The organism is Streptomyces sp. CNQ085 (genome assembly GCF_022614595.1).
GTDB lineage: Bacteria > Actinomycetota > Actinomycetes > Streptomycetales > Streptomycetaceae > Streptomyces.
Genome location: NZ_JAJFAU010000084.1, coordinates 1 through 17199, shown reverse-complemented (window position 1 = coordinate 17199; position 17199 = coordinate 1). Strand labels below are relative to the sequence as shown.

Annotated in this window: 17 protein-coding genes, 1 pseudogene and 1 riboswitch; of the genes and pseudogenes, 6 read left to right on the top strand and 12 right to left on the bottom strand. The window is 71.9% G+C overall.

Annotation, left to right across the window (positions count from 1 at the left end; all coding sequences use genetic code 11):
* Window positions 1–44 precede the first annotated feature (44 nt).
* Window positions 45–1700, bottom strand: coding sequence for a glycoside hydrolase family 13 protein (locus LJ221_RS15195; protein WP_241717273.1), 1656 nt, complete (start codon window positions 1698–1700; stop codon window positions 45–47).
* Window positions 1701–1930: 230 nt separating this feature from the next.
* Between LJ221_RS15195 and LJ221_RS15190 the strand changes: the two genes are divergently transcribed.
* A complete protein-coding gene (locus tag LJ221_RS15190) occupies window positions 1931–2563 on the top strand; it encodes a DedA family protein (RefSeq protein WP_241717272.1) in 633 nt (210 codons plus the stop codon).
* Between the two features lie 765 nt (window positions 2564–3328).
* Window positions 3329–3679, top strand: coding sequence for a hypothetical protein (locus tag LJ221_RS15185; protein WP_241717271.1), 351 nt, complete (start codon window positions 3329–3331; stop codon window positions 3677–3679).
* Window positions 3680–3861: 182 nt separating this feature from the next.
* On the opposite strand, the gene LJ221_RS15180 is transcribed toward LJ221_RS15185, so the two are convergent.
* Window positions 3862–4263 (bottom strand): hypothetical protein, encoded by a 402-nt coding sequence (locus LJ221_RS15180; RefSeq protein WP_241717270.1) that lies wholly within the window; start codon window positions 4261–4263, stop codon window positions 3862–3864.
* 150 nt (window positions 4264–4413) lie between these two features.
* A complete protein-coding gene (locus LJ221_RS15175) occupies window positions 4414–5292 on the bottom strand; it encodes a glycoside hydrolase family 19 protein (RefSeq protein ID WP_241717269.1) in 879 nt (292 codons plus the stop codon).
* Between the two features lie 336 nt (window positions 5293–5628).
* Between LJ221_RS15175 and LJ221_RS15170 the strand changes: the two genes are divergently transcribed.
* Window positions 5629–6606 (top strand): DUF2637 domain-containing protein, encoded by a 978-nt coding sequence (locus LJ221_RS15170; RefSeq protein WP_241717268.1) that lies wholly within the window; start codon window positions 5629–5631, stop codon window positions 6604–6606.
* Window positions 6607–6835: 229 nt separating this feature from the next.
* Here LJ221_RS15170 and LJ221_RS15165 read toward each other — a convergent pair whose 3' ends face one another.
* Together LJ221_RS15165 and LJ221_RS15160 are read right to left on the bottom strand one after the other, a co-directional pair.
* On the bottom strand, window positions 6836–7108 hold the full coding sequence (locus LJ221_RS15165) for a DUF4235 domain-containing protein (protein WP_241717267.1): 273 nt from the start codon (window positions 7106–7108) through the stop codon (window positions 6836–6838).
* Between the two features lie 114 nt (window positions 7109–7222).
* Entirely contained in the window at window positions 7223–8866 is a 1644-nt protein-coding gene (locus tag LJ221_RS15160) for a catalase (RefSeq protein WP_241717266.1), read from the bottom strand.
* A gap of 593 nt (window positions 8867–9459) precedes the next feature.
* Here LJ221_RS15160 and LJ221_RS15155 point away from each other — a divergent pair.
* Window positions 9460–9900 carry a hypothetical protein gene (locus LJ221_RS15155; RefSeq protein WP_241717265.1) on the top strand — a complete coding sequence of 147 codons (441 nt, stop codon included), beginning with the start codon at window positions 9460–9462 and terminating at the stop codon, window positions 9898–9900.
* A 27-nt stretch (window positions 9901–9927) separates the two neighbouring features.
* Here the strand turns inward: LJ221_RS15155 and LJ221_RS15150 are convergent, their stop codons facing one another.
* Window positions 9928–11007 (bottom strand): glutamate--cysteine ligase, encoded by a 1080-nt coding sequence (locus LJ221_RS15150; protein ID WP_241717264.1) that lies wholly within the window; start codon window positions 11005–11007, stop codon window positions 9928–9930.
* A 134-nt stretch (window positions 11008–11141) separates the two neighbouring features.
* Between LJ221_RS15150 and LJ221_RS15145 the strand changes: the two are divergent.
* Window positions 11142–11332, top strand: a pseudogene (locus tag LJ221_RS15145) (DNA topoisomerase IB); the annotation flags it as partial.
* Between the two features lie 432 nt (window positions 11333–11764).
* Here the strand turns inward: LJ221_RS15145 and LJ221_RS15140 are convergent.
* Window positions 11765–12622 carry a helix-turn-helix transcriptional regulator gene (locus tag LJ221_RS15140; RefSeq protein WP_241717263.1) on the bottom strand — a complete coding sequence of 286 codons (858 nt, stop codon included), beginning with the start codon at window positions 12620–12622 and terminating at the stop codon, window positions 11765–11767.
* 414 nt (window positions 12623–13036) lie between these two features.
* Between LJ221_RS15140 and LJ221_RS15135 the strand changes: the two genes are divergently transcribed.
* Entirely contained in the window at window positions 13037–13471 is a 435-nt protein-coding gene (locus LJ221_RS15135; RefSeq protein WP_241717262.1) for an ATP-binding protein, read from the top strand.
* A 29-nt stretch (window positions 13472–13500) separates the two neighbouring features.
* On the opposite strand, the gene LJ221_RS15130 is transcribed toward LJ221_RS15135, so the two are convergent.
* The 5 genes from LJ221_RS15130 to LJ221_RS15110 all read right to left on the bottom strand — a co-directional run bounded on the left by LJ221_RS15130 (window position 13501) and on the right by LJ221_RS15110 (window position 16958).
* Window positions 13501–14916, bottom strand: coding sequence for an NADP-dependent succinic semialdehyde dehydrogenase (locus LJ221_RS15130; RefSeq protein WP_241717261.1), 1416 nt, complete (start codon window positions 14914–14916; stop codon window positions 13501–13503).
* A 122-nt stretch (window positions 14917–15038) separates the two neighbouring features.
* A complete protein-coding gene (locus tag LJ221_RS15125) occupies window positions 15039–15431 on the bottom strand; it encodes a hypothetical protein (protein ID WP_241717260.1) in 393 nt (130 codons plus the stop codon).
* Window positions 15432–15462: 31 nt separating this feature from the next.
* The gene (locus tag LJ221_RS15120; protein ID WP_241717259.1) at window positions 15463–15675 is read right to left on the bottom strand and encodes a hypothetical protein; all 213 of its coding nucleotides are present in this window, start codon (window positions 15673–15675) and stop codon (window positions 15463–15465) included.
* A 155-nt stretch (window positions 15676–15830) separates the two neighbouring features.
* Window positions 15831–16304 carry a C40 family peptidase gene (locus LJ221_RS15115; protein WP_241717258.1) on the bottom strand — a complete coding sequence of 158 codons (474 nt, stop codon included), beginning with the start codon at window positions 16302–16304 and terminating at the stop codon, window positions 15831–15833.
* Between the two features lie 3 nt (window positions 16305–16307).
* Window positions 16308–16464, bottom strand: a riboswitch (cyclic di-AMP (ydaO/yuaA leader).
* A gap of 356 nt (window positions 16465–16820) precedes the next feature.
* Window positions 16821–16958, bottom strand: a complete 138-nt coding sequence (locus LJ221_RS15110; RefSeq protein WP_241717257.1) for a hypothetical protein — start codon at window positions 16956–16958, stop codon at window positions 16821–16823.
* Window positions 16959–17199 lie beyond the last annotated feature (241 nt).

Below are 17199 nucleotides of genomic sequence, written 5' to 3'. Positions count from 1 at the left end.
CCCCCCGGGCCGCTGACACGCTGCGGCGTCAGCGGCCCGGGGAGTCAGTGCGGCTGGGCGTCCAGCCAGACGGCGGTATCCGGTCGCAGCGTCCGCCCGTCGCACGGGCCGCTGGCCAGCAGCGGCCCGGCCGGGGACGGCGGCAGGGGCAGCAGGGCGCCGGAGAGGTTGACCCGGCACTCCAGGGCCCCCTTGCGGAAGACCAGCTCACCGTCACGGGCGGGCAGCCAGGTGAAACTCTCGTCCCCGGTGAAGGAGCGGCGGGTCTTCAGGGCCGCCCGGTACAGTTCCAGGAAGGAATCCGGCCGTCCGCTCTGGGCCTCGACCGAGTACTCGCCCCAGCCGTCGGGCTGCGGCAGCCAGCTCCCGCCCGGGCCGAATCCGCAGGACGGACCCGAGCGCTCCCAGGGCAGCGGTACGCGGCAGCCGTCGCGGCCCTTGCGGGCGTTCCCGGTCCGCTCCCACATCGGGTCGCGCAGCGCCTCGCGCGGCAGGTCGGCCACCTCGGGCAGGCCCAGTTCCTCGCCCTGGTAGAGGTAGGCGGTACCGGGCAGCGCCAGGGTGAGCAGGGCGGCGGCGCGGGCCCGGCGGCGGCCCGTCTCCTCGTCGGCGGCCGGCTCACGGCCGTCCGACATCAGCCAGGTGACGGTGTCGGCACCGGCGGGCAGGGCGTGGCGGCTGAGGTGGCGCACCACGTCGTGGTTGGACAGCACCCAGGTGGGCAGCGAGCCGACCGAGCGGGCGCCCTCCAGCGAGGAGTCGATGACCTCGCGGTAGGCGTCGGCGTCCCAGGGGCAGCGCAGATAGGGAAAGTTGAAAGCCTGGTGGAGTTCGTCGGGCCGGGTGTACAGCGGCAGTCGCGCCTGGCTGACACCCGCCTCGGCGACGGCGATCCGGGGCGGGGTGTACTCGTCGAGGATCTTCCGCCAGGCCCGGTGGATGTCGTGGACCTCGTCACGGTCCCAGAAGGGGTGGTCGTGCCCCTCGGGCGGCGCGTTGAGGGGGGCGGAGTCCGATCCGTTGGTGTCGCGCAGCGGCGGAGCGAGATCCTTGCGCATGCCGTGGGCCACGTCGATGCGGAAACCGTCGACACCCAGGTCCAGCCAGAACCGCAGGATGCTCTCGAACTCGGCGACGACCTCGGGGTTCTCCCAGTTCAGGTCGGGCTGCTCGGCGGCGAAGATGTGCATGTACCACTGGCCGTCCGGCACCCGGGTCCACACCCCGCCACCGAACTTGGACTGCCAGTCCGAGGGCGGTTCGCCGCCGTCCGGGCCCCGGCCGTCCATGAAGACGAAGCGGTCGCGGGCGGGTGAGCCGGGCGGGGAGGCCAGCGCCTCGGCGAACCAGGGGTGCTCGCCGGAGCAGTGGTTGGGGACGATGTCGACGATGACCTTCAGCCCCAGGGCGTGGGCCCTGACCAGAAGCTCGCGGAAGTCGTCCAGGGTGCCGTGACGGGGGTCGACGTCGCGGTAGTCGCTGACATCGTAGCCGCCGTCCGCCCAGGGCGAGCGGTAGAAGGGGGTCAGCCACACCGCGTCCGCGCCCAGCTCGGCGACGTGGCCGAGGCGGTCGGCGACCCCCTTCAGGTCGCCCATGCCGTCCCCGTCGGCATCGGCGAAGCTGGGCACGTATATCTGGTAGACGACGGACTCCCGCCACCAGTCGGCGTCGCCACCTCGGGACGTGCTCTGTGTCACGGCTGCCTCTCGGGTCCTTTTTGCAAGACAAGCCGAATTATTGGGTCGGGACTCGGTTCACGGTCAAGAAACGCCCGCGATACGAACACGTGACATATGCCATGTCAGGCGATGTCCGGACTCCTGGCCCCGGCTCCCCCACCGCCGTCACGCGGTTCACCCCGAAAGGGCCGGGTAACCGTCCTCACACCGCCCGTGCCCCCTCAGCGCCGGGCCGCACAAGGAGAGACATGTCCGCAGCACAGCAGAGCGACGGCCTGGCGAACTGGGCCACCGGCCTGATGGAGGCCCTCGGCGCCCCGGGGGCGGGCCTGGCCATCGCCCTGGAGAACCTCTTCCCCCCGCTGCCGAGCGAGGTGATCCTGCCGCTGGCCGGGTTCGCCGCCGGCCGCGGCGACATCAGCCTCTTCGGCGCCCTGCTGTGGACCACGATCGGCTCGGTGGCCGGGGCGTTCCTCCTGTACTGGGCGGGCGCGCTCCTGGGCCGGGAGCGGACCCTGGCCATCGCGGGGAGGATCCCGCTGCTGAAGCCGTCGGACATCGAGCGGACCGAGGCGTGGTTCTCCAGACACGGCACCAAGGCGGTCTTCCTCGGGCGGATGGTCCCGGTCTTCCGGAGCCTGATCTCCATCCCCGCCGGCGTCGAGCGCATGCCCGCGACGACGTTCCTGACCCTGACCGCGCTCGGCAGCCTGCTGTGGAACACCCTCTTCGTGCTGACCGGGTACGCGCTCGGGGAGAACTGGCACGCCGTGTCGGACTACGTCTCGATGTACTCGAAGGCCGTGGTGGCCGTCATCGTCGCGGCCGTCGTGGCGTTCGTCGCCGTCCGTACGGTGCGGTACCGCCGCGGCGACCGGTAGGGCGTCTCAGGTGCGCCCCCAGGCGACCGCGCAACCGGACCGCACCAGTTCCGGGACGAGGCGTCGGCTGCACGTGCCGACCGGCGGGACGGGACCGTCCCGGCCGTGGGAGACGAAGATCCGGGGATGTCCGTGGCGGACGATCGGCGCCATGAACCCCGGCGGGAAGGCCGGCGCCGGACAGGTCTCCGTTGGTCGGCCCCAGCGAGAGCGCGCGGGAGCCCCGTCGGAGAGTCCCGCCACCCCCGCCGGGTCACGGGGAAGCGCCGGAAGACACCGTGCAGCGCGGCGTCCAGTCGGGCCACGCCCGGGGCGTAGCCGCCACCGACGACATCCCCGGTGGAGTCGGCTGCCTGGGGTGCGAGCAGCAGCCGACCGGGTCCGGCCTGCGGGAGGAGCCAGGTCAGCGCCTGCTCCACCGTTCCTCCGGCCCGTGCAGCACCACCATCAGCCAGTACGGCCGCACCGGTGCGCCGCCCCCTGGAGGCGGCGGGACGACGGGCCGGGCGGACAGCCGGCCGTGCTACATGTCCTCCCCGGCCTCCGGATGGGGGGCAGGACCGCTCCGATCCCGGCGCGCCGCCGTCTCCGTCCGGCCCCCCATGCCCGTTCCCCTCTCCCGCGGGATCCCGGCGCCGTGGCACCCCGAGCGGCACGGCGCATGCCCGTGTCACCTGAGGGTATACACCTCGCATGACCGGTAAAAAGAACATAAGCGGTAATACGGACAGGAACGCGGGCAGGGACACGCCGCCGAAGTGGACCATGGATGACGACAGGGTTCGGGAGATCCGGGAGGCCGAGCGCGAGCGCGGCGAGACCCGCCCCTTCGACTACCCCTACGACGAGCGTCGGGCCAATGTGCGGGCCAGGCGTCACATCAGCCGGGAGGAGGTTGACGCGGACATGCCGCCGGGCCTTTCCGGGAGCTACGGCACCACCGGTGGCGGACAGCCCGCGGGCCCCGCGCGCACCCGGCCGGGCAGGTCCGTCGTGGGCGAGGATCCGGCCGGGACCGTCGACCGGGACGACGCGGCCGGGGAGAAAGGCACCGGGCAGAAGAGGGCCGGCGAGGGGCCCCGGAAGGCCGGTGAGGAGGACACCGGACGCGGATGACGCCGCCACACCCTTCGGGCCGGGCGGCCCGCATGATTCTCGCCCGCCCCCTGCCGGACAGCACCCTTTCCCTGCTCGCCCGGGTCACGCCTGACTGCCCGACCGTATGCGCCGCGCCACGGGCCCCCGGGTACGGGTACGGGTCCGGCCGCGGCGACCGCGGCCGAACCCGCCACGGCTGCTCAGCCCTCGCCCTCGGTCTTCTGCTGCGTCAGGATCCGGGCGTGCCGCAGCCAGTCGGAGAGCGCCACGCCGCTCAGGCAGGAGGTGACCAGGCGGATGGCGCGCGGTTCCCCGTGGCGAACAGCGGGCCGCTCCCGCGGTCGCCGACCAGCGTGCGCAGCAGTCCGGCCGCCCGCTCGCTCGCTGATGGTCCCCTCGTCCTCGGGCACCGCTCTGCCGCAGGCCCCGGTCGCCCGCCCCGCCCGATCCACGTCCCGGATCTCCAGGGAGAGCAGGTCCAGCCCCCGCGGATCCCCTTCCCACAGCGACAGCCGCAGGGCCCTGTGCGCCATATCGATGGAGCCGTCGGCGAGCAGTTGCTCGAGCCGTTCGGCGGTGATGCGTTCGTCCGTGAGTGTCATGGCCCGGCAGTGCTCCGGCCGGACACGCCCGCGGGTAGGGGTAGGAGGAATCCTCCCTGTGGAGATCTTTCCGCGGAACATCCGGGCCACCGCCGGCCGTGGGGCCGCGGGGGAGGGCCGCATGGCGGTCCTCCCCCCGCGACTCGCCCGTCAGCAGCCGAGGTTGCCGCCCGGGGTGGTGCCCAGGATCTGAACGAACCGCTGGTAGTTGTCGATCCGGCTCTGCACCTGTGCGGGATTGCGTCCGCCGCACTCCAGGGAACCGTTGATGCTGCGGATGGTCTCGCCGAAGCCGTGACCGCCCACCATCGCGTTGTGCGGGGTCATGGTGCCAGGGCCGCTCTGGGTGTTCCAGTACCACAGGGCGGCCTTCCAGGCGACCGCGACGTCCCGCTCCAGCAGGTAAGGGTCGCGCAGCAGATCGATGCCCAGCGCGTCGCCCGCCGCCTTGTAGTTGAAGTTCCAGCTGAGCTGGATCGGGCCCCGCCCGTAGTACGCGGCCCGGCCCGCGGGACAGCCGTAGGGCTGACCACTGTCGCAGTAGTGCGGGTAGTTGGCGGTGTTCTGCTCCACGATGTGGACCAGGCCGCCGGTCTCGTGACCGACGTTGGCGAGGAAGGCGGCGGCCTCCCGCTTCCTCACCGCGTCGCTGCCGGTGCCCGCGAAGGCCGGGTAGGCGCTCAGGGCCGCCTTCAGGCCCTGGTAGGTGTAGAAGGGGTTCCGGCTCGGGAACATCGAGTTGAACTGCGCCTCGCTGACCACGAAGCCCGACGGGTCCGGATCGGTGGGCGGCGGGGTCGTGCCGCCACAGGCTCCCTGGTCGCTCCAGACCCCGGAGGTGCCGGGCGGCGCCTCGTTCTGGGTCCACCAGCGGGCGGTCCAGTTGTGGCCGTTGTGGGAGACGGTCGTCCCGCCGAGGTAGACCGCCGAGGAGCTCCACGGGGTCGCGCACTCGGCGGCGGAGGCGGAGGCCGCGGGGACGGCGACCGCCATGGCGCCCGCGAGGACGGAGGCGGCGAGGCCCGCCATGAGGCGTTTTCTCAGCACTTGAACTCACTCTCCGGCGTGGGGGGTTGATGAATGGGAATACTCAAGCGTTTTGGTCTGTACCAGTCAAGGTGTGGACTAGATCCCCTTCCATCGGAGCCCCGGCGCCCGGCACGCTCCTCCCTCTCCGGAGTGGGGTGAACCGGCTTCTGAGGCGGGCGACCCGGAATGAAACGAAGGTCATTCACCTCGATCGTATGAATTGAGGCTTCACTCGAATGCCGGTCATCCGGCCGGATCCCGCCTTCGTTGATGTGGACGTGACTTCCCCAGACCTGCCCTCCAGGCCCGCGACCCGCCATCCCGGATCGGGTTGTCGTGAGTGACCAGGGCCCGCACTTCGATCCGTACGGCATGCCCGCGGGCCCGGACCCCGACCGGCACCGCAACGGTGTCCATCCGGATTTCGACCCGTGGTTCGTACCGGAGGAGCAGAGGGCCCCCGCTCCGCCCGATGTGGAAGTCCTCGATCCGTCCTGGGACTTCGAGGCCGAACTCGCCAAGCTGCTGCAGGACTCCGGCCACGCACCGCCCCGGCCCCGTGGCCGGGAGCACGATCCGGCACACGCCGGGCCCCACCAGCCTTCCGAGCAGCCCCGGGGTGCGGTGCGCACCGGGGCGGAATCGGCCGCGGACGAGGCCACCCGGGTGCTGCGCCGCTTCGACGCAGGGGACACGGAGGAGGCGGGCCGGCCCGGCGGCGCCGCCCGCCGGGCGAGGCGCTCGGCCGCCGAACGCCGCCACTGCCGCAGGCGCCCGACGCCCCGCCGGCCGGAACTGTCGCTGCTGCACGTCTTCAGTCACACCGTGGCGGCGCTGACCGCCGGCATCGTGGCAATGGTCAGCGTGCTGGGCGGGCTGGTCTCCTACGACCCCCTGCGCCTGCTGGCCGGACCCACCATCCCCGCCGACCTGGCGCGGTGGTGGCCCCTGCTGATCTACGGGCCCTGGCTCACCGGCTCCCTGTCGATCCTGCGCGCCACCGTGCTGCGGCGCCGGGCCCGGCACTCCTGGGCGGTCGTGATCCTCTTCTCGGCCGTGGCGGTGGCCCTGTGTGTGGCCCACGCCCCCAAGACCCTGACCGGGGTCGCGGCCGCGGGCCTCCCCCCGGTCACCGCCCTGGCCTGCTTCCACCAGCTGGTGGGGCAGATCACCCTCACCCAGCCCCGGCACGCCCTGCCCCGCCGGCCCGCGCCGGTGCCGCGGCGCGACCCGCTTCCCCGAGGCCGGGCCGCGTACCGCGGGGACGCCCCGGGGCGCCCGTCCCCACCCGGGCGTCCCGGGCCCGGCCGCTGAAGCCGCCGGCGACGGCGGTGACGGTGGCGATGGCGATGGCGTTCACCGTCCGCGGTTCGGCGTCGGTGATCGAGGCGGCGTACCGCAGCGGATTCCCCTGTCGACTTGGGCAGTTGAAGGACAGCGAACACGGGAAAACCCGCATGGGGTTCCGGAAGTTCTCGCCACCACGGCGGTATGCCCGATGCGCAGGCCCCCTTCCGCACCGCGGCGGGTCGCCCGTACGGGCTCAGCCCGGCCAGGTGCCCGTGATCTTGCGGACGGCGACGGCACCGCCGCGGTCCACCGCCGCCCTGACCACCGAGAAGATCACGCCCTGGATCGCGGCCGCCAGCAGGATCTCGCCCAGCTTGCGGTCCTCGTCCCCGGGATCGGGCGCGTCGTCCTCGTCGCTGATCGCCTTCCACGCCTTCTTGAAGGCGGTGCTCGCGACCAGGCCGCCCAGGGTGCCGAGCGCGAACCCGACGGGCCTGTACACCAGCTTCTGCTTCCTCTTCTTCATGACCGGTTCTCTCCTACCGGGTCCGCGGGACTGTTCCGGGCGCTCCCGCCACGGGCCGCCCGGGTCTTGTCACGGCTTCCCCGTACGCGTCGCACCACACCGCGTATGCGCCGGTCAGCGGGTCACCACATGCCGCTCGTCCGGGACGCAGTGGGTCATCCTCAGACCCGCGACGTCCCGCGGCGGGTTCTTGCCGAGGTTCGCCAGACGCTCGCGGTCCTCGTCGGTGAGCCGCTGGTCCGGCAGCGGCTCCAGATTCGCCACGTCCTGCGGGGAGATACCGAGTCCCTCGCCCACCCGCAGTCCGAGGTCGTTCTCCGCGAGCAGCAGATGCCACACCATCCGTTCCTGGATGTGCCTGGGGCACTGCTTGAACTGGTCGGTGAAGTTGGCGACCAGGTCGTCGCGCTCCCAGTCCTCCATCAGCAGGTAGCGCTGCCCGGCCTGCAGGTAGTCGTTGGTCCGCGGGATGCGGCTGCGGGTCAGCCTGCCGCGGAGTTCCGGCCCCTGTTCGCCGTAGCCCGGCCCCTCCGCCTCGGCGAGCCCGCCCAGGGTGGAGGGCTCGTAGTTGACGTGCCGGTTCTCGCCCCGGGGATCGGCCTCGTGGGCCATGGGGCCGCCGTTCTGGTTGGTGTGGACCAGGGACTTGGCCCGGTTCACCGGCAACTGGAGGTAGTTGGGGCCCACCCGGTAGCGCTGGGTGTCGCTGTAGGAGAAGGTGCGGCCGACCAGCATCTTGTCGTCGGAGAAGTCCAGGCCGTCGACCAGCACGCCGGTGCCGAAGGCGATCTGCTCGTTCTGGGTGAAGAAGTCGTCCGGCATCCGGTTCAGGACCATGCGGCCCACCGGCTTGGGCGGGAACTCCTGCTCCGGCCAGGTCTTGGTGTCGTCCAGCGGGTCGAAGTCCAGCTCCAGGTGCTCGTGGTCCTCCATCATCTGCACCAGGAGTTCCCACTCGGGGTGGTCGCCCCGCTCGACGGCCTCGTACAGATCCTTGGTGGCGTGGCCAAGGCTGTCGGCCTGGACGTTCGCGGCGTCCTCCTCAGTCATGGAGCGCACGCCCTGTTTGGGCATCCAGTGGTACTTGACCAGCATGGTGCGGCCTTCGGAGTTCTCCCACTTGTAGGTGTTGACCCCGAAGCCCTGCATGTGCCGGTAGTCGGCGGGGATGCCACGCGGACTGAAGAGGTTGACCAGCATGTGCATGGACTCGGGCGTCTGCGACATGAAGTCGAAGATCCGCTCGGGCCGCTGTTCGAAGGTGACCGGGTCGGGTTTGAGGGCGTGGATCACGTCGGGGAACTTGATGGCGTCCCGGATGAAGAAGACACCCAGGTTGTTGCCGACGAGGTCCCAGTTGCCCTCCTCGGTGTAGAACTTCACCGCGAAGCCGCGGGGATCGCGGGCGGTCTCGGCGGAGTCGCGTCCGCCGATGACCGTGGAGAAGCGCACGGCCACGTCGGTGCGCTTTCCCCGCTCCTGGAACAGCTTGGCGCGGGTGTACTGCGCGATGGGCTCGTCACCCCAGGAGCCGTACGCCTCGAAGTAGCCGAAGGCCGTCACGCCGCGCGCGTGCACCACCCGCTCGGGGATGCGCTCGCGGTCGAAGTGGCTGATCTTCTCGATGAAGTGATAGTTCTCTAGCGTGGCGGGGCCCCGGGCGCCGACCGTGCGCTGGTTCTGGTTGTCGTGGATCGGGTGGCCCTGCCGGTTCGTGAGCACCGGCCGGTCGTCACGCTGCCTGGCTGTCTCGGTCACGTACGGGTCTCCTTCGGACGAGGGTTCGCGCGGCCGAGGCGTCCGGAAGCCGCCGCGCGCGTGTGCCTGTACCCCGATCCGCCCCATTCGTACCTTCACGTCGGCCATCGGTGCGCCGTGGGGGGAGCCGCACAGCGGACGCGCCGCGCGCCGGTGCCCGAGGTCAGCGCTCCAGGTCGCCGCGCACGGAGACGACCAGCCTCATGCCGTCCCGCGTCTCCACCGGTTCGACCGGCACCTCCCCGAGACAGCGGACGGCGAGGCGTCGTCCGCCGGCAGGTCTTCCGGACGGCGGGCCGTCAGTGCCGCCACGGCGACCACCGCGGTGACCGCCGTCCGGACCAGCCCCGCACACTATGTTCGAAACACGGTGGTGTATCCCCTTGTTCAAGGCCGTACCTCCGACGGCCGCGACCAGTGGACGCGCAGGCGGGCGGGCCCGGTCCCGCATCCCGGCCGCTGCCCGCAGGAGAGGTGAGGCACCCGTGAGGCTGGCCGGACTTCCGCTGTCCCCGCCGGTCGATCCGGGGTACGCATGACGGGGGGACCGCAGAGCGGACGGCCGCTCCCCCCGGTGGAGAGGAGGGCGCCCCGTGCCCACCGAGACGAACACCGGCCGGGAGGACGGCGCCCGGCCCGGCCCCTCCCGCCCCGAGCCACCCGCGAAGCCCCCCGAAGAGGCGGAGGACGGCCGGTGCACGTGGATCGTCGGCGACTGCTGGCTGTGGTGTCTGCGCAGCGGCACGGCGGTCACCTGGCTGGGAGCGGTGCTCTCCTGGGGCACCCACGCACCGCTGTACGCCTGTGAGGACTGCATCAGCCTGCTGGAGAAGCAGGTGGAGAGCCCCTCCCCCGTCGGACCGGGATCCGTCTGCTGGCTGTGGTGCGGGCGGGACGAGGTGCCGCTGACCCCTCTCGCGGAGGTCGGGCACCGCGGGAGGACGACCGTTTTCTCCGCGTGCGAGGACTGCGTTGCCCGGCTCAAGCAGCGGGTGCTGGCCGCGGCGATGGTCAAGGACGCGGCCAAGCGCTGAGCCCCGCCCGTGCGGGCGGGGCTCGGTTCAGGCCACGGTCCTGCGCACCGCTTCGGCCACGACGGCGCTCAGGTCACCGCCCGTCTCCTCGAAGACGGCACGCTGGACGGCGGCGCCGTTGCCGCGCCGGAAGAGGCCCTCGACCCCCTCCCTGACCAGGCGCAGGTCACCGGCCTCCGACAGGGCCGGGGTGGTGTGGTCCAGCAGGGCTCCGACGACGCTCTCCGCGGGGGCGGGCTCGAAGGTCACCGGGTGCACCAGCTGCCCGGAGAGCCCGGAGCGGCCCGCCCGCCAGGCCGCCAGGCGCAGCAGACCGACATCCACCGGCGCGAGCGGTTCGCCCGCGCGCCACTGCCGGGCCGCGGTCTCCACCAGCGCGCGGACCAGCGCCGCGAGCAGCACCGTGTCGCGCGCGTCGAGGCACACGTCGGCGACCCGCACCTCGACCGTGGGGTAGTTCCGCGCCAGCCGGGCGTCGAAGTAGATCATCCCCTCGTCCAGCAGCGCCCCCGTCCGGATCATCGAGCGCACCCGCTCGCGGTAGTTCCCGGCCGAGCCGAAGACCTCCACCGGCCCCGCCGACGGCCAACGGCCCCACACCCGGTTGCGGTAGCTGGCATATCCGCTGTCCTCTCCCTGCCAGAAGGGGGAGTTGGCGCTCATCGCCAGCAGCGGGGCCAGCCACGGCCGGATCCGGTCCAGGACGGCGACCCCCTCCTCGTCGGACTCCACTCCCACATGGACGTGGAGCCCGCAGGTGAGCTGCTCCTGAGCGGTCAGCCCGTACTCGTTCACCATCCGCAGATAGCGCTCGCCGGGGCTGAGCGAGGGGTCGACCGACCGCGGCGAGGTGGCCAGCGCCGCGACCTCCGCTCCGACCGCACGCGCCCGCTGTGACGCCACGCCACGCCATCGGCGCACCTCCACGGCCAGATCCACCATCTGCGTACGCGGACGGGTCCCGGTCTCCAGCTGCTCCTCCTGGAGCTCCTTCTCCAGCTCCTCGTTCTCGCCCGCGGAGGCCAGTACGGCTCCCGAGACGGCCCGCGGCTCACCACCGTCCGCGCTCACCAGGAGCAGTTCTTCCTCGACACCGACGCTTCTCATCGCCACAGCCTCCTCAGGCGGTCGTCCGGTCCAGCGACTTCCCCGACCGGGCGCGAGTACGCGCCACGGTTCAGTCACACGAAAGGGTGAGGCGAACGGGTCATGAAAGGGCCTGACAGCGGAAGGAGCATCATCCCGGCTGCACCCGCAGGCGCCACGGCCGCAGTTTCCGCCACCCCGACGCCGAGGGTCGGCCGCTGCGCGATCCGGCGGAACTGGAACGGATCAGGTTCCTGGTCATCCCATCCGCCTGGACGGCCGTGTGGATCTGCCCCGGCCCAACGGCCACCTCCGGGCCGTCGGCACCGACGCCGCCGGGCGCCGACCCGCCTTCCCGGGGCTGAGGCCGGGCGGCCGGATCTCGGCGGCGGGCGCCGCGGTCTCCGCGGGCGGGGAGGGCGGCCTCTGCGGTCCCGTCGGCGCCGCTGGGCAGCCAGGAGCGCACGAGCGGGGAGTCTGGCGCGTAGAGCAGGGCCGGCGCGGTCACAGCGGCGCCGAGCGCCATGCCGACCCGACCCAGCAGCCCGCCTCCATATCCTGCCAGGCGGGGCCGGTGCGCCGGCCCTCGGGCTGCCACGATTCGGGCTGCCGCTTCCCGTCCCAGCGCCGGGTGCGGAGTCCGCGGAGATCTCGCACTCGTCGGCGAGCCCCTCCCACATCTCGTCGGGTACGTCCGGCCACCTGCGCGACGGGCACACGGAAGGGGGTGGCAGTGCCGTGACATCGGTCACACCCGGGAGTGGATGAGGGGCCGCCCTCAGAAGGTGTCGCGCAGTCCGAGCAGCGCCCTCTCGGTCTCCTGGACCGGCAGGGCCTGTGTGACCATGCGGTCGAGGGCCTCCAGATAGGTGGTGACCTCGGGGCGTTCGTCGATGTAGACGGCGCCGGTCAGGCTCTCGGTGTAGACGATGTCCGGCAGCTCCGGATAGCTGAAACGGAAGAGCTGGAAGGGGCCGAACATCCCCGGGTGGGGCCCCGAGCTGAAGGGCATGATCTGCAGGCTGATCTCGGGCCTGGCGCAGACCTCGACCAGCCGGTCGACCTGCGCCCTCATGACCCCGGCGCCACCGACCGGTCTGCGCAGCACCTGCTCGTCCAGCACCACCCACAGGCGCGGCGCGTCGGGCTTGGCCAGGAGCTGCTGCCGCCCCATGCGCAGCGCGACCCGCCGGTCGAGTTCCTCCTCGTCCGCCCGGGGGAAGCCGGTGCGCAGCAGGGCGCGGGCGTACTCCTCGGTCTGGAGCAGGCCCGGAACACAGTGGGGCTCGTAGGAGCGGATGAGGTCGGCCTCGCTCTCCAGGCTGACGTAGAGGCTGAACCAGTCCGGCAGGACGCTTCGGAAACGGTGCCACCAGCCCGGTTTGCTGGCCTTCTCCACCAGCGCGAGGAAGGCGTCGGCCTCTTCCGTCCCGACGCCGTAGCTCTCCAGCAGCGCCTTGACGTACAGCGGACGCAGGCCGACCTCGGCCTTCTCCATGCGGCGGACCGTGGACGTGGTGACGCTCAGGACCCGGGCGGCTTCCTCGAAGGATTTCCCGGCGCGTTCACGCAGGTCACGCAGGCGCAGTCCCAGGACGATCTGTCCCACGGTCGGCGCCGACCGGGACTCGCCCATGGTCTCTCCCTTCCCGCTCACGCCTCACCGGCAGAGCAGTGTGCCACGGCCTCGACAGCGCAGCCAGACTGTCATTCAAATCTTGCAATTTGCAGAACTCTTCTTGCCTTTTGCGGACACCAATGAGCATAGTAGCCGGGTGATCCAGTTCACGGCGCGGTCACGCCGGCGTCGAACCGTCCCGGTACACGGGCCCTCCCATCCCTTCCACGGGCCCTCCCATCCCTTCCACGGGCCCTGTGCCCTCGCCGTCCCTTCCCATCGTGACGCGCTGGACACGGTGACCGGTCAGCGGGCGTTGCCGGGCGCCGGCCTCTCGTACGGGCCGGAGACCGCACACGGCGCACCGGCTCCGACGCCCACCGGCGCACGAAAGGCGAGCCACTGATGGCTCTTCTCCCCCACTCAGCGCGCATGGCACCCATGCTGTCGGCCGTCCACCCCCAGCGATCGCGGCAACGGGCGGAGTTCGAAGTGCCCGCCCAGCGCTCCTCGGTGTGCGTGGCCCGGCACCTGCTCGCGGAGTGGCTGCTCCGCTGGCACTGTCCTCACAGTGTGGTCGACACGGCACAGCTGGTCGTGTCCGAGTTCGTCACCAACGCCGTGGTCCACACCGTCAGCGACAGAATCGCCTGCGTTCTCCAGCACGGCGACCGGCGGCTGCGCATAGAGGTACGCGACCAGGGTACCGGCGCGCCCGGACTCGCGGCCCGGCCGGCGGACGTCGAGGCGACCGGCGGGCGCGGGCTCCAGCTCGTCGACGCCCTCGCCCACTCCTGGGGGGACATACCCGCCGCCCGGTCGCGGGGCCGGGTCGTGTGGGCGGAACTGAGGCTCGACGACATCTGACGGGCCTCTCCGCCGCGCGCCACCACGCGTCACTCCGCGGTCGGCACGTCTGGAGGCGTGCCGTGCCAGACCGTGGTGACGTTGCAGAACTCCCGGATGCCGTACCCCGACAGCTCCCGGCCGTAGCCGGAGCGCTTGATCCCGCCGAAGGGCATCGCCGGGTGCGAGGCGGTCATGCCGTTGAAGTAGACGCCGCCCGCCCGCAGGTCGCGCACGCAGCGGTCCTGCTCCTCCCGGTCGCGTGTCCAGACGTTGGAGCTCAGGCCGAAGGGGGTGTCGTTGGCCACCGCGATCGCCTCCTCCAGGTCCGCCGCCCGGTAGAGGCTCGCCACCGGGCCGAAGGTCTCCTCGCGGTGGACGCGCATCCCGGGCGTGACGTCCGCGAGGACGGTGGGCTCGTAGAACCAGCCGGCCGGGTGGGCCGCGGGCCGCCGTCCGCCGCACAGCACGGCGGCGCCGCGCTCGCGGGCGTCCTCCACCAACTCCTCCAGATCGGCCCGGCCCTTCTCGCTGGCCAGCGGCCCGACCTGGGTGGACGTGTCCATCGGGTCGCCCACCTTCAGCGCCCCCATGCCGTCCACGAACAGCCGGGCGAACTCCTCGTACACGTCCCGGTGCACGATGAAGCGCTTGGCCGCGATGCAGGACTGGCCGTTGTTCTGGGTCCGCGCGGTCACCGCCACCTCGGCGGCCTTCGCCACGTCCGCCGAGGGCAGGACGAGATACGGGTCACTGCCGCCCAGCTCCAGGACGGTCTTCTTGATCTCGTCTCCGGCGACCGAGGCCACCGAGCGCCCGGCGGGTTCGCTGCCGGTGAGCGTCGCGGCGGCCACACGGTCGTCGCGCAGGACGCCCTCCACCGCTCCGGAGCCGATCAGCAGGGTCTGGAAGCAGCCCTGCGGGTAGCCCGCGCGGCGGAAGAGGTCCTCCAGGTACAGCGCGGTCCGCGGTACGTTCGAGGCGTGCTTGAGCAGGCCGGTATTGCCCGCCATCAAGGCGGGGGCCGCGAAGCGGATCACCTGCCACAGCGGGAAGTTCCAGGGCATCACCGCCAGGACCGGGCCCAGCGGGCGGTGGCGCACGTACGCGGTGCTGCCGCCGCTGTCCTCCACGTCCGCAGGCGAGGGGTGCTCGTCGGCCAGCAGTTCCTCGGCGTGGTCGGCGTACCAGCGCATCGCCTTCACACATTTGGCGGCCTCGGCGCGGGCCGCGGTGACAGGCTTGCCCATCTCGGTGGTCAGGGTGCGGGCGATGTGGTCCTGGTCCTTCTCCAACAGGTCGGCCGCCCGGTGCAGCAGTGCGGCACGCTCGGCGAAGCCGGTGGTGCGGTACTCCTCGAAGGCGGCGCGGGCGCGCTCCAGCCGCTCCTCGGTCTCCTCCGCGCCCAGGGCCTCGAAGGTCTGCAGGGTCTCGCCGGTGGCCGGGTCGGTGGTCGAGATGGGCATGGGTCCCTCCCGCTCGTCCTGGCTCGCTTCCGTTCGCGGGGCGCGTACCCGCCCGCGGCGGTCTCACTCGGCGGGCGGGTACGTCCCGGCCGCGGGCCGGTGGACAGCGACCCGCGGGTCGTTCAGCGCTGGGCGAGACTCAGCCGTACCTCCACCTCCTGGTCGCCCGAGATCCGGGGCTCGGCCGTCACGTCGTAGAAATCCGCGAGAGCGTCCTGGACCTGTCGCACCGCGTCGGGGCCGCCGCTGAGATCCGCCTCCACCGGCTCCCCGAGCTCCAGGGTGCACTCCACCTCACCGTGTGTGCGGACATCGACCGTGCCCACCCAGAACTTCCGCCGCTCGCCGTCCGCCCCGGGCCCGTGCCCGCCGCCGTCACCCAGTTCGGGCGACTTGGGGAACGCCGACCTCAGGACGGCGAAGACGGCCGCCGCGTTCGAAGCGGTGCAGTGGGGCAGCTCGATCTCGACGAGGCACGCCCCTTCCTTGCTCTGTCCGGTGTCTTCAGTACTCATGGCCCCACCTGTACCCCGGCGCGGGCGATGGTCACCGGTGGGATCCGGTGTCGCGGAGGTAGTCGCCGTAGGGCAGCGGCTCGGTTCCCCCCACGGGATCGTCCCCCGGAGTGGTCTCGTACCAGCCGTACCGCCCAGGGGCGCCGTCCGTGCTGTCGTCCAGCGCCAGCGTGGCCCCGGCGCCCGCCACCGCGAGCGCCGCCCACCCGCGGACCAGTACCTGCTTCGCCCGGCGTGATGCCACGGCGGCCCCCCCTCACGGAAACGACGGTGATCACCACTGTAGGGGTCGGTTCGGGGGCGGCCGGACGCAGCGGCCTCACGCCCGCGTGGTGTGAGGGACCGCAGGCCGAACCGGGGCGGGCCCTTGCGAGGCCCGGCCCGGCCGACGCCGCGGTGTCACCTCACACGCCCGTAGCGCACGCTCTTGGTCCAGATCCTCTCCTCGCGGACGGTCTTGCCCGGCTTCGGTGAGTGCCAGACCCGCCCCTCGCCCGCGTAGATGCCGACGTGGTGGACACTGCCGCCCGAATGGAAGAAGACCAGGTCGCCCTTCTTGCGCGACTTGGCGGAGATCTTCTTCGAGCGGTTGTACTGGGCCGCCGCGGTGCGCGGCAGCTTCTTGCCGGCCTTCTTGTACGAGTACTGGGTGAGTCCCGAGCAGTCGAACCGGTTGGGGCCGGCGGCTCCGTACCTGTAGGCCGCGCCCTTCTTGGAGGCCGCGACCTTGAGCGCCTTGCTCGCGGGAGTGGCCGCCTCGGCCTCGGGTGCGGCGGACGGGATGAGCACCGTCCCCGCCAGGGTGGCAGCGGTGACGGCGGTGGTGACGCCCGCCCGGGACACCGGACCCGCTATGCGTGCGTGCGCGGACATGAGTGAACCCTTCGTCGTACGCCTGCGAAAGATGACCTGTCGGGTTCGGGCCGGCGAAGTTGCCCGGCCACGCGTTGCGTGGCTTCACCCCGAGGACCACGCCGTACGCGGCCCGCCTTGCTCGGGTCTCCCGCTCCTGCCGTCTCGTCATGGTCCGTTTCTCACCCGGGCGACGGCAGGATTGGGCGTCCGTCCGGGCGGCCCCGCCCCGCGGCGGGGACTTGCGGTCTTCTGCCGATAGTGCGTCAGGAGAACTCCCGATCGGTCGATCGGAGATGTTCTGTGAACACGCTCGCTGCCGGCCACTGGGATCCGGACCCTGGCCTCGGTGGATCGGAACAGGTGTCAGAATCCCTGTTCAGAAGGGTTTCCGACTTCTTATCAGGAACGTGCGACGTTCCGGGGCCGGTCCGCGGGCCGGTTCGGCATACCGCCCGGATCAGCCCGAACGGCTGCGGTCGTGTCGGGTGAACGCGGCGGGCCGGGACGCCTCGAAGGTGGCCATCGCCGCGTTCCTCACGCTTCCCCGGCCTCGTCGTGGACCGCGCTGGTGCGCGTGGCCGAGACATCCGATCCGGCGTCCGGTTCGGAGGAGCAGACTCCCGCACGGCCTTCCGTCCGGTCCTCGTTGAGGTCGAGTGCGAACTCCGCCATGGGAACTCCTCCATCCGTTGTCACTGGCGGTGACTTGAATATGTTGCCGGTCAGTGCGGTGCCAACCTCCACCGTCGGCGCACTCCCGCGCGCCCCGAGGGTGTTACGTTGCGCTCAGGCGGCACCGAGGTGTCACAGCGGGGTCGGGGAGGCCGAGGAGCATGGAGACCACACAACGGGAGGACCAGCGCAGCGCCGCCGAGCGCCGCCGCCGGGAGCTCCTGGAGGCCGCCGGGCGCTG

Coding starts and splice junctions, on each gene's coding strand:
- LJ221_RS15110 (WP_241717257.1), bottom strand. CDS start 16,958: ATGGCGGAGTTCGCACTCGACCTCAACGAGGACCGGACGGAAGGCCGT.
- LJ221_RS15140 (WP_241717263.1), bottom strand. CDS start 12,622: ATGGGCGAGTCCCGGTCGGCGCCGACCGTGGGACAGATCGTCCTGGGA.
- LJ221_RS15190 (WP_241717272.1), top strand. CDS start 1,931: ATGTCCGCAGCACAGCAGAGCGACGGCCTGGCGAACTGGGCCACCGGC.
- LJ221_RS15115 (WP_241717258.1), bottom strand. CDS start 16,304: ATGTCCGCGCACGCACGCATAGCGGGTCCGGTGTCCCGGGCGGGCGTC.
- LJ221_RS15135 (WP_241717262.1), top strand. CDS start 13,037: ATGGCACCCATGCTGTCGGCCGTCCACCCCCAGCGATCGCGGCAACGG.
- LJ221_RS15150 (WP_241717264.1), bottom strand. CDS start 11,007: ATGAGAAGCGTCGGTGTCGAGGAAGAACTGCTCCTGGTGAGCGCGGAC.
- LJ221_RS15125 (WP_241717260.1), bottom strand. CDS start 15,431: ATGAGTACTGAAGACACCGGACAGAGCAAGGAAGGGGCGTGCCTCGTC.
- LJ221_RS15165 (WP_241717267.1), bottom strand. CDS start 7,108: ATGAAGAAGAGGAAGCAGAAGCTGGTGTACAGGCCCGTCGGGTTCGCG.
- LJ221_RS15130 (WP_241717261.1), bottom strand. CDS start 14,916: ATGCCCATCTCGACCACCGACCCGGCCACCGGCGAGACCCTGCAGACC.
- LJ221_RS15185 (WP_241717271.1), top strand. CDS start 3,329: ATGGATGACGACAGGGTTCGGGAGATCCGGGAGGCCGAGCGCGAGCGC.
- LJ221_RS15180 (WP_241717270.1), bottom strand. CDS start 4,263: ATGACACTCACGGACGAACGCATCACCGCCGAACGGCTCGAGCAACTG.
- LJ221_RS15175 (WP_241717269.1), bottom strand. CDS start 5,292: ATGGCGGGCCTCGCCGCCTCCGTCCTCGCGGGCGCCATGGCGGTCGCC.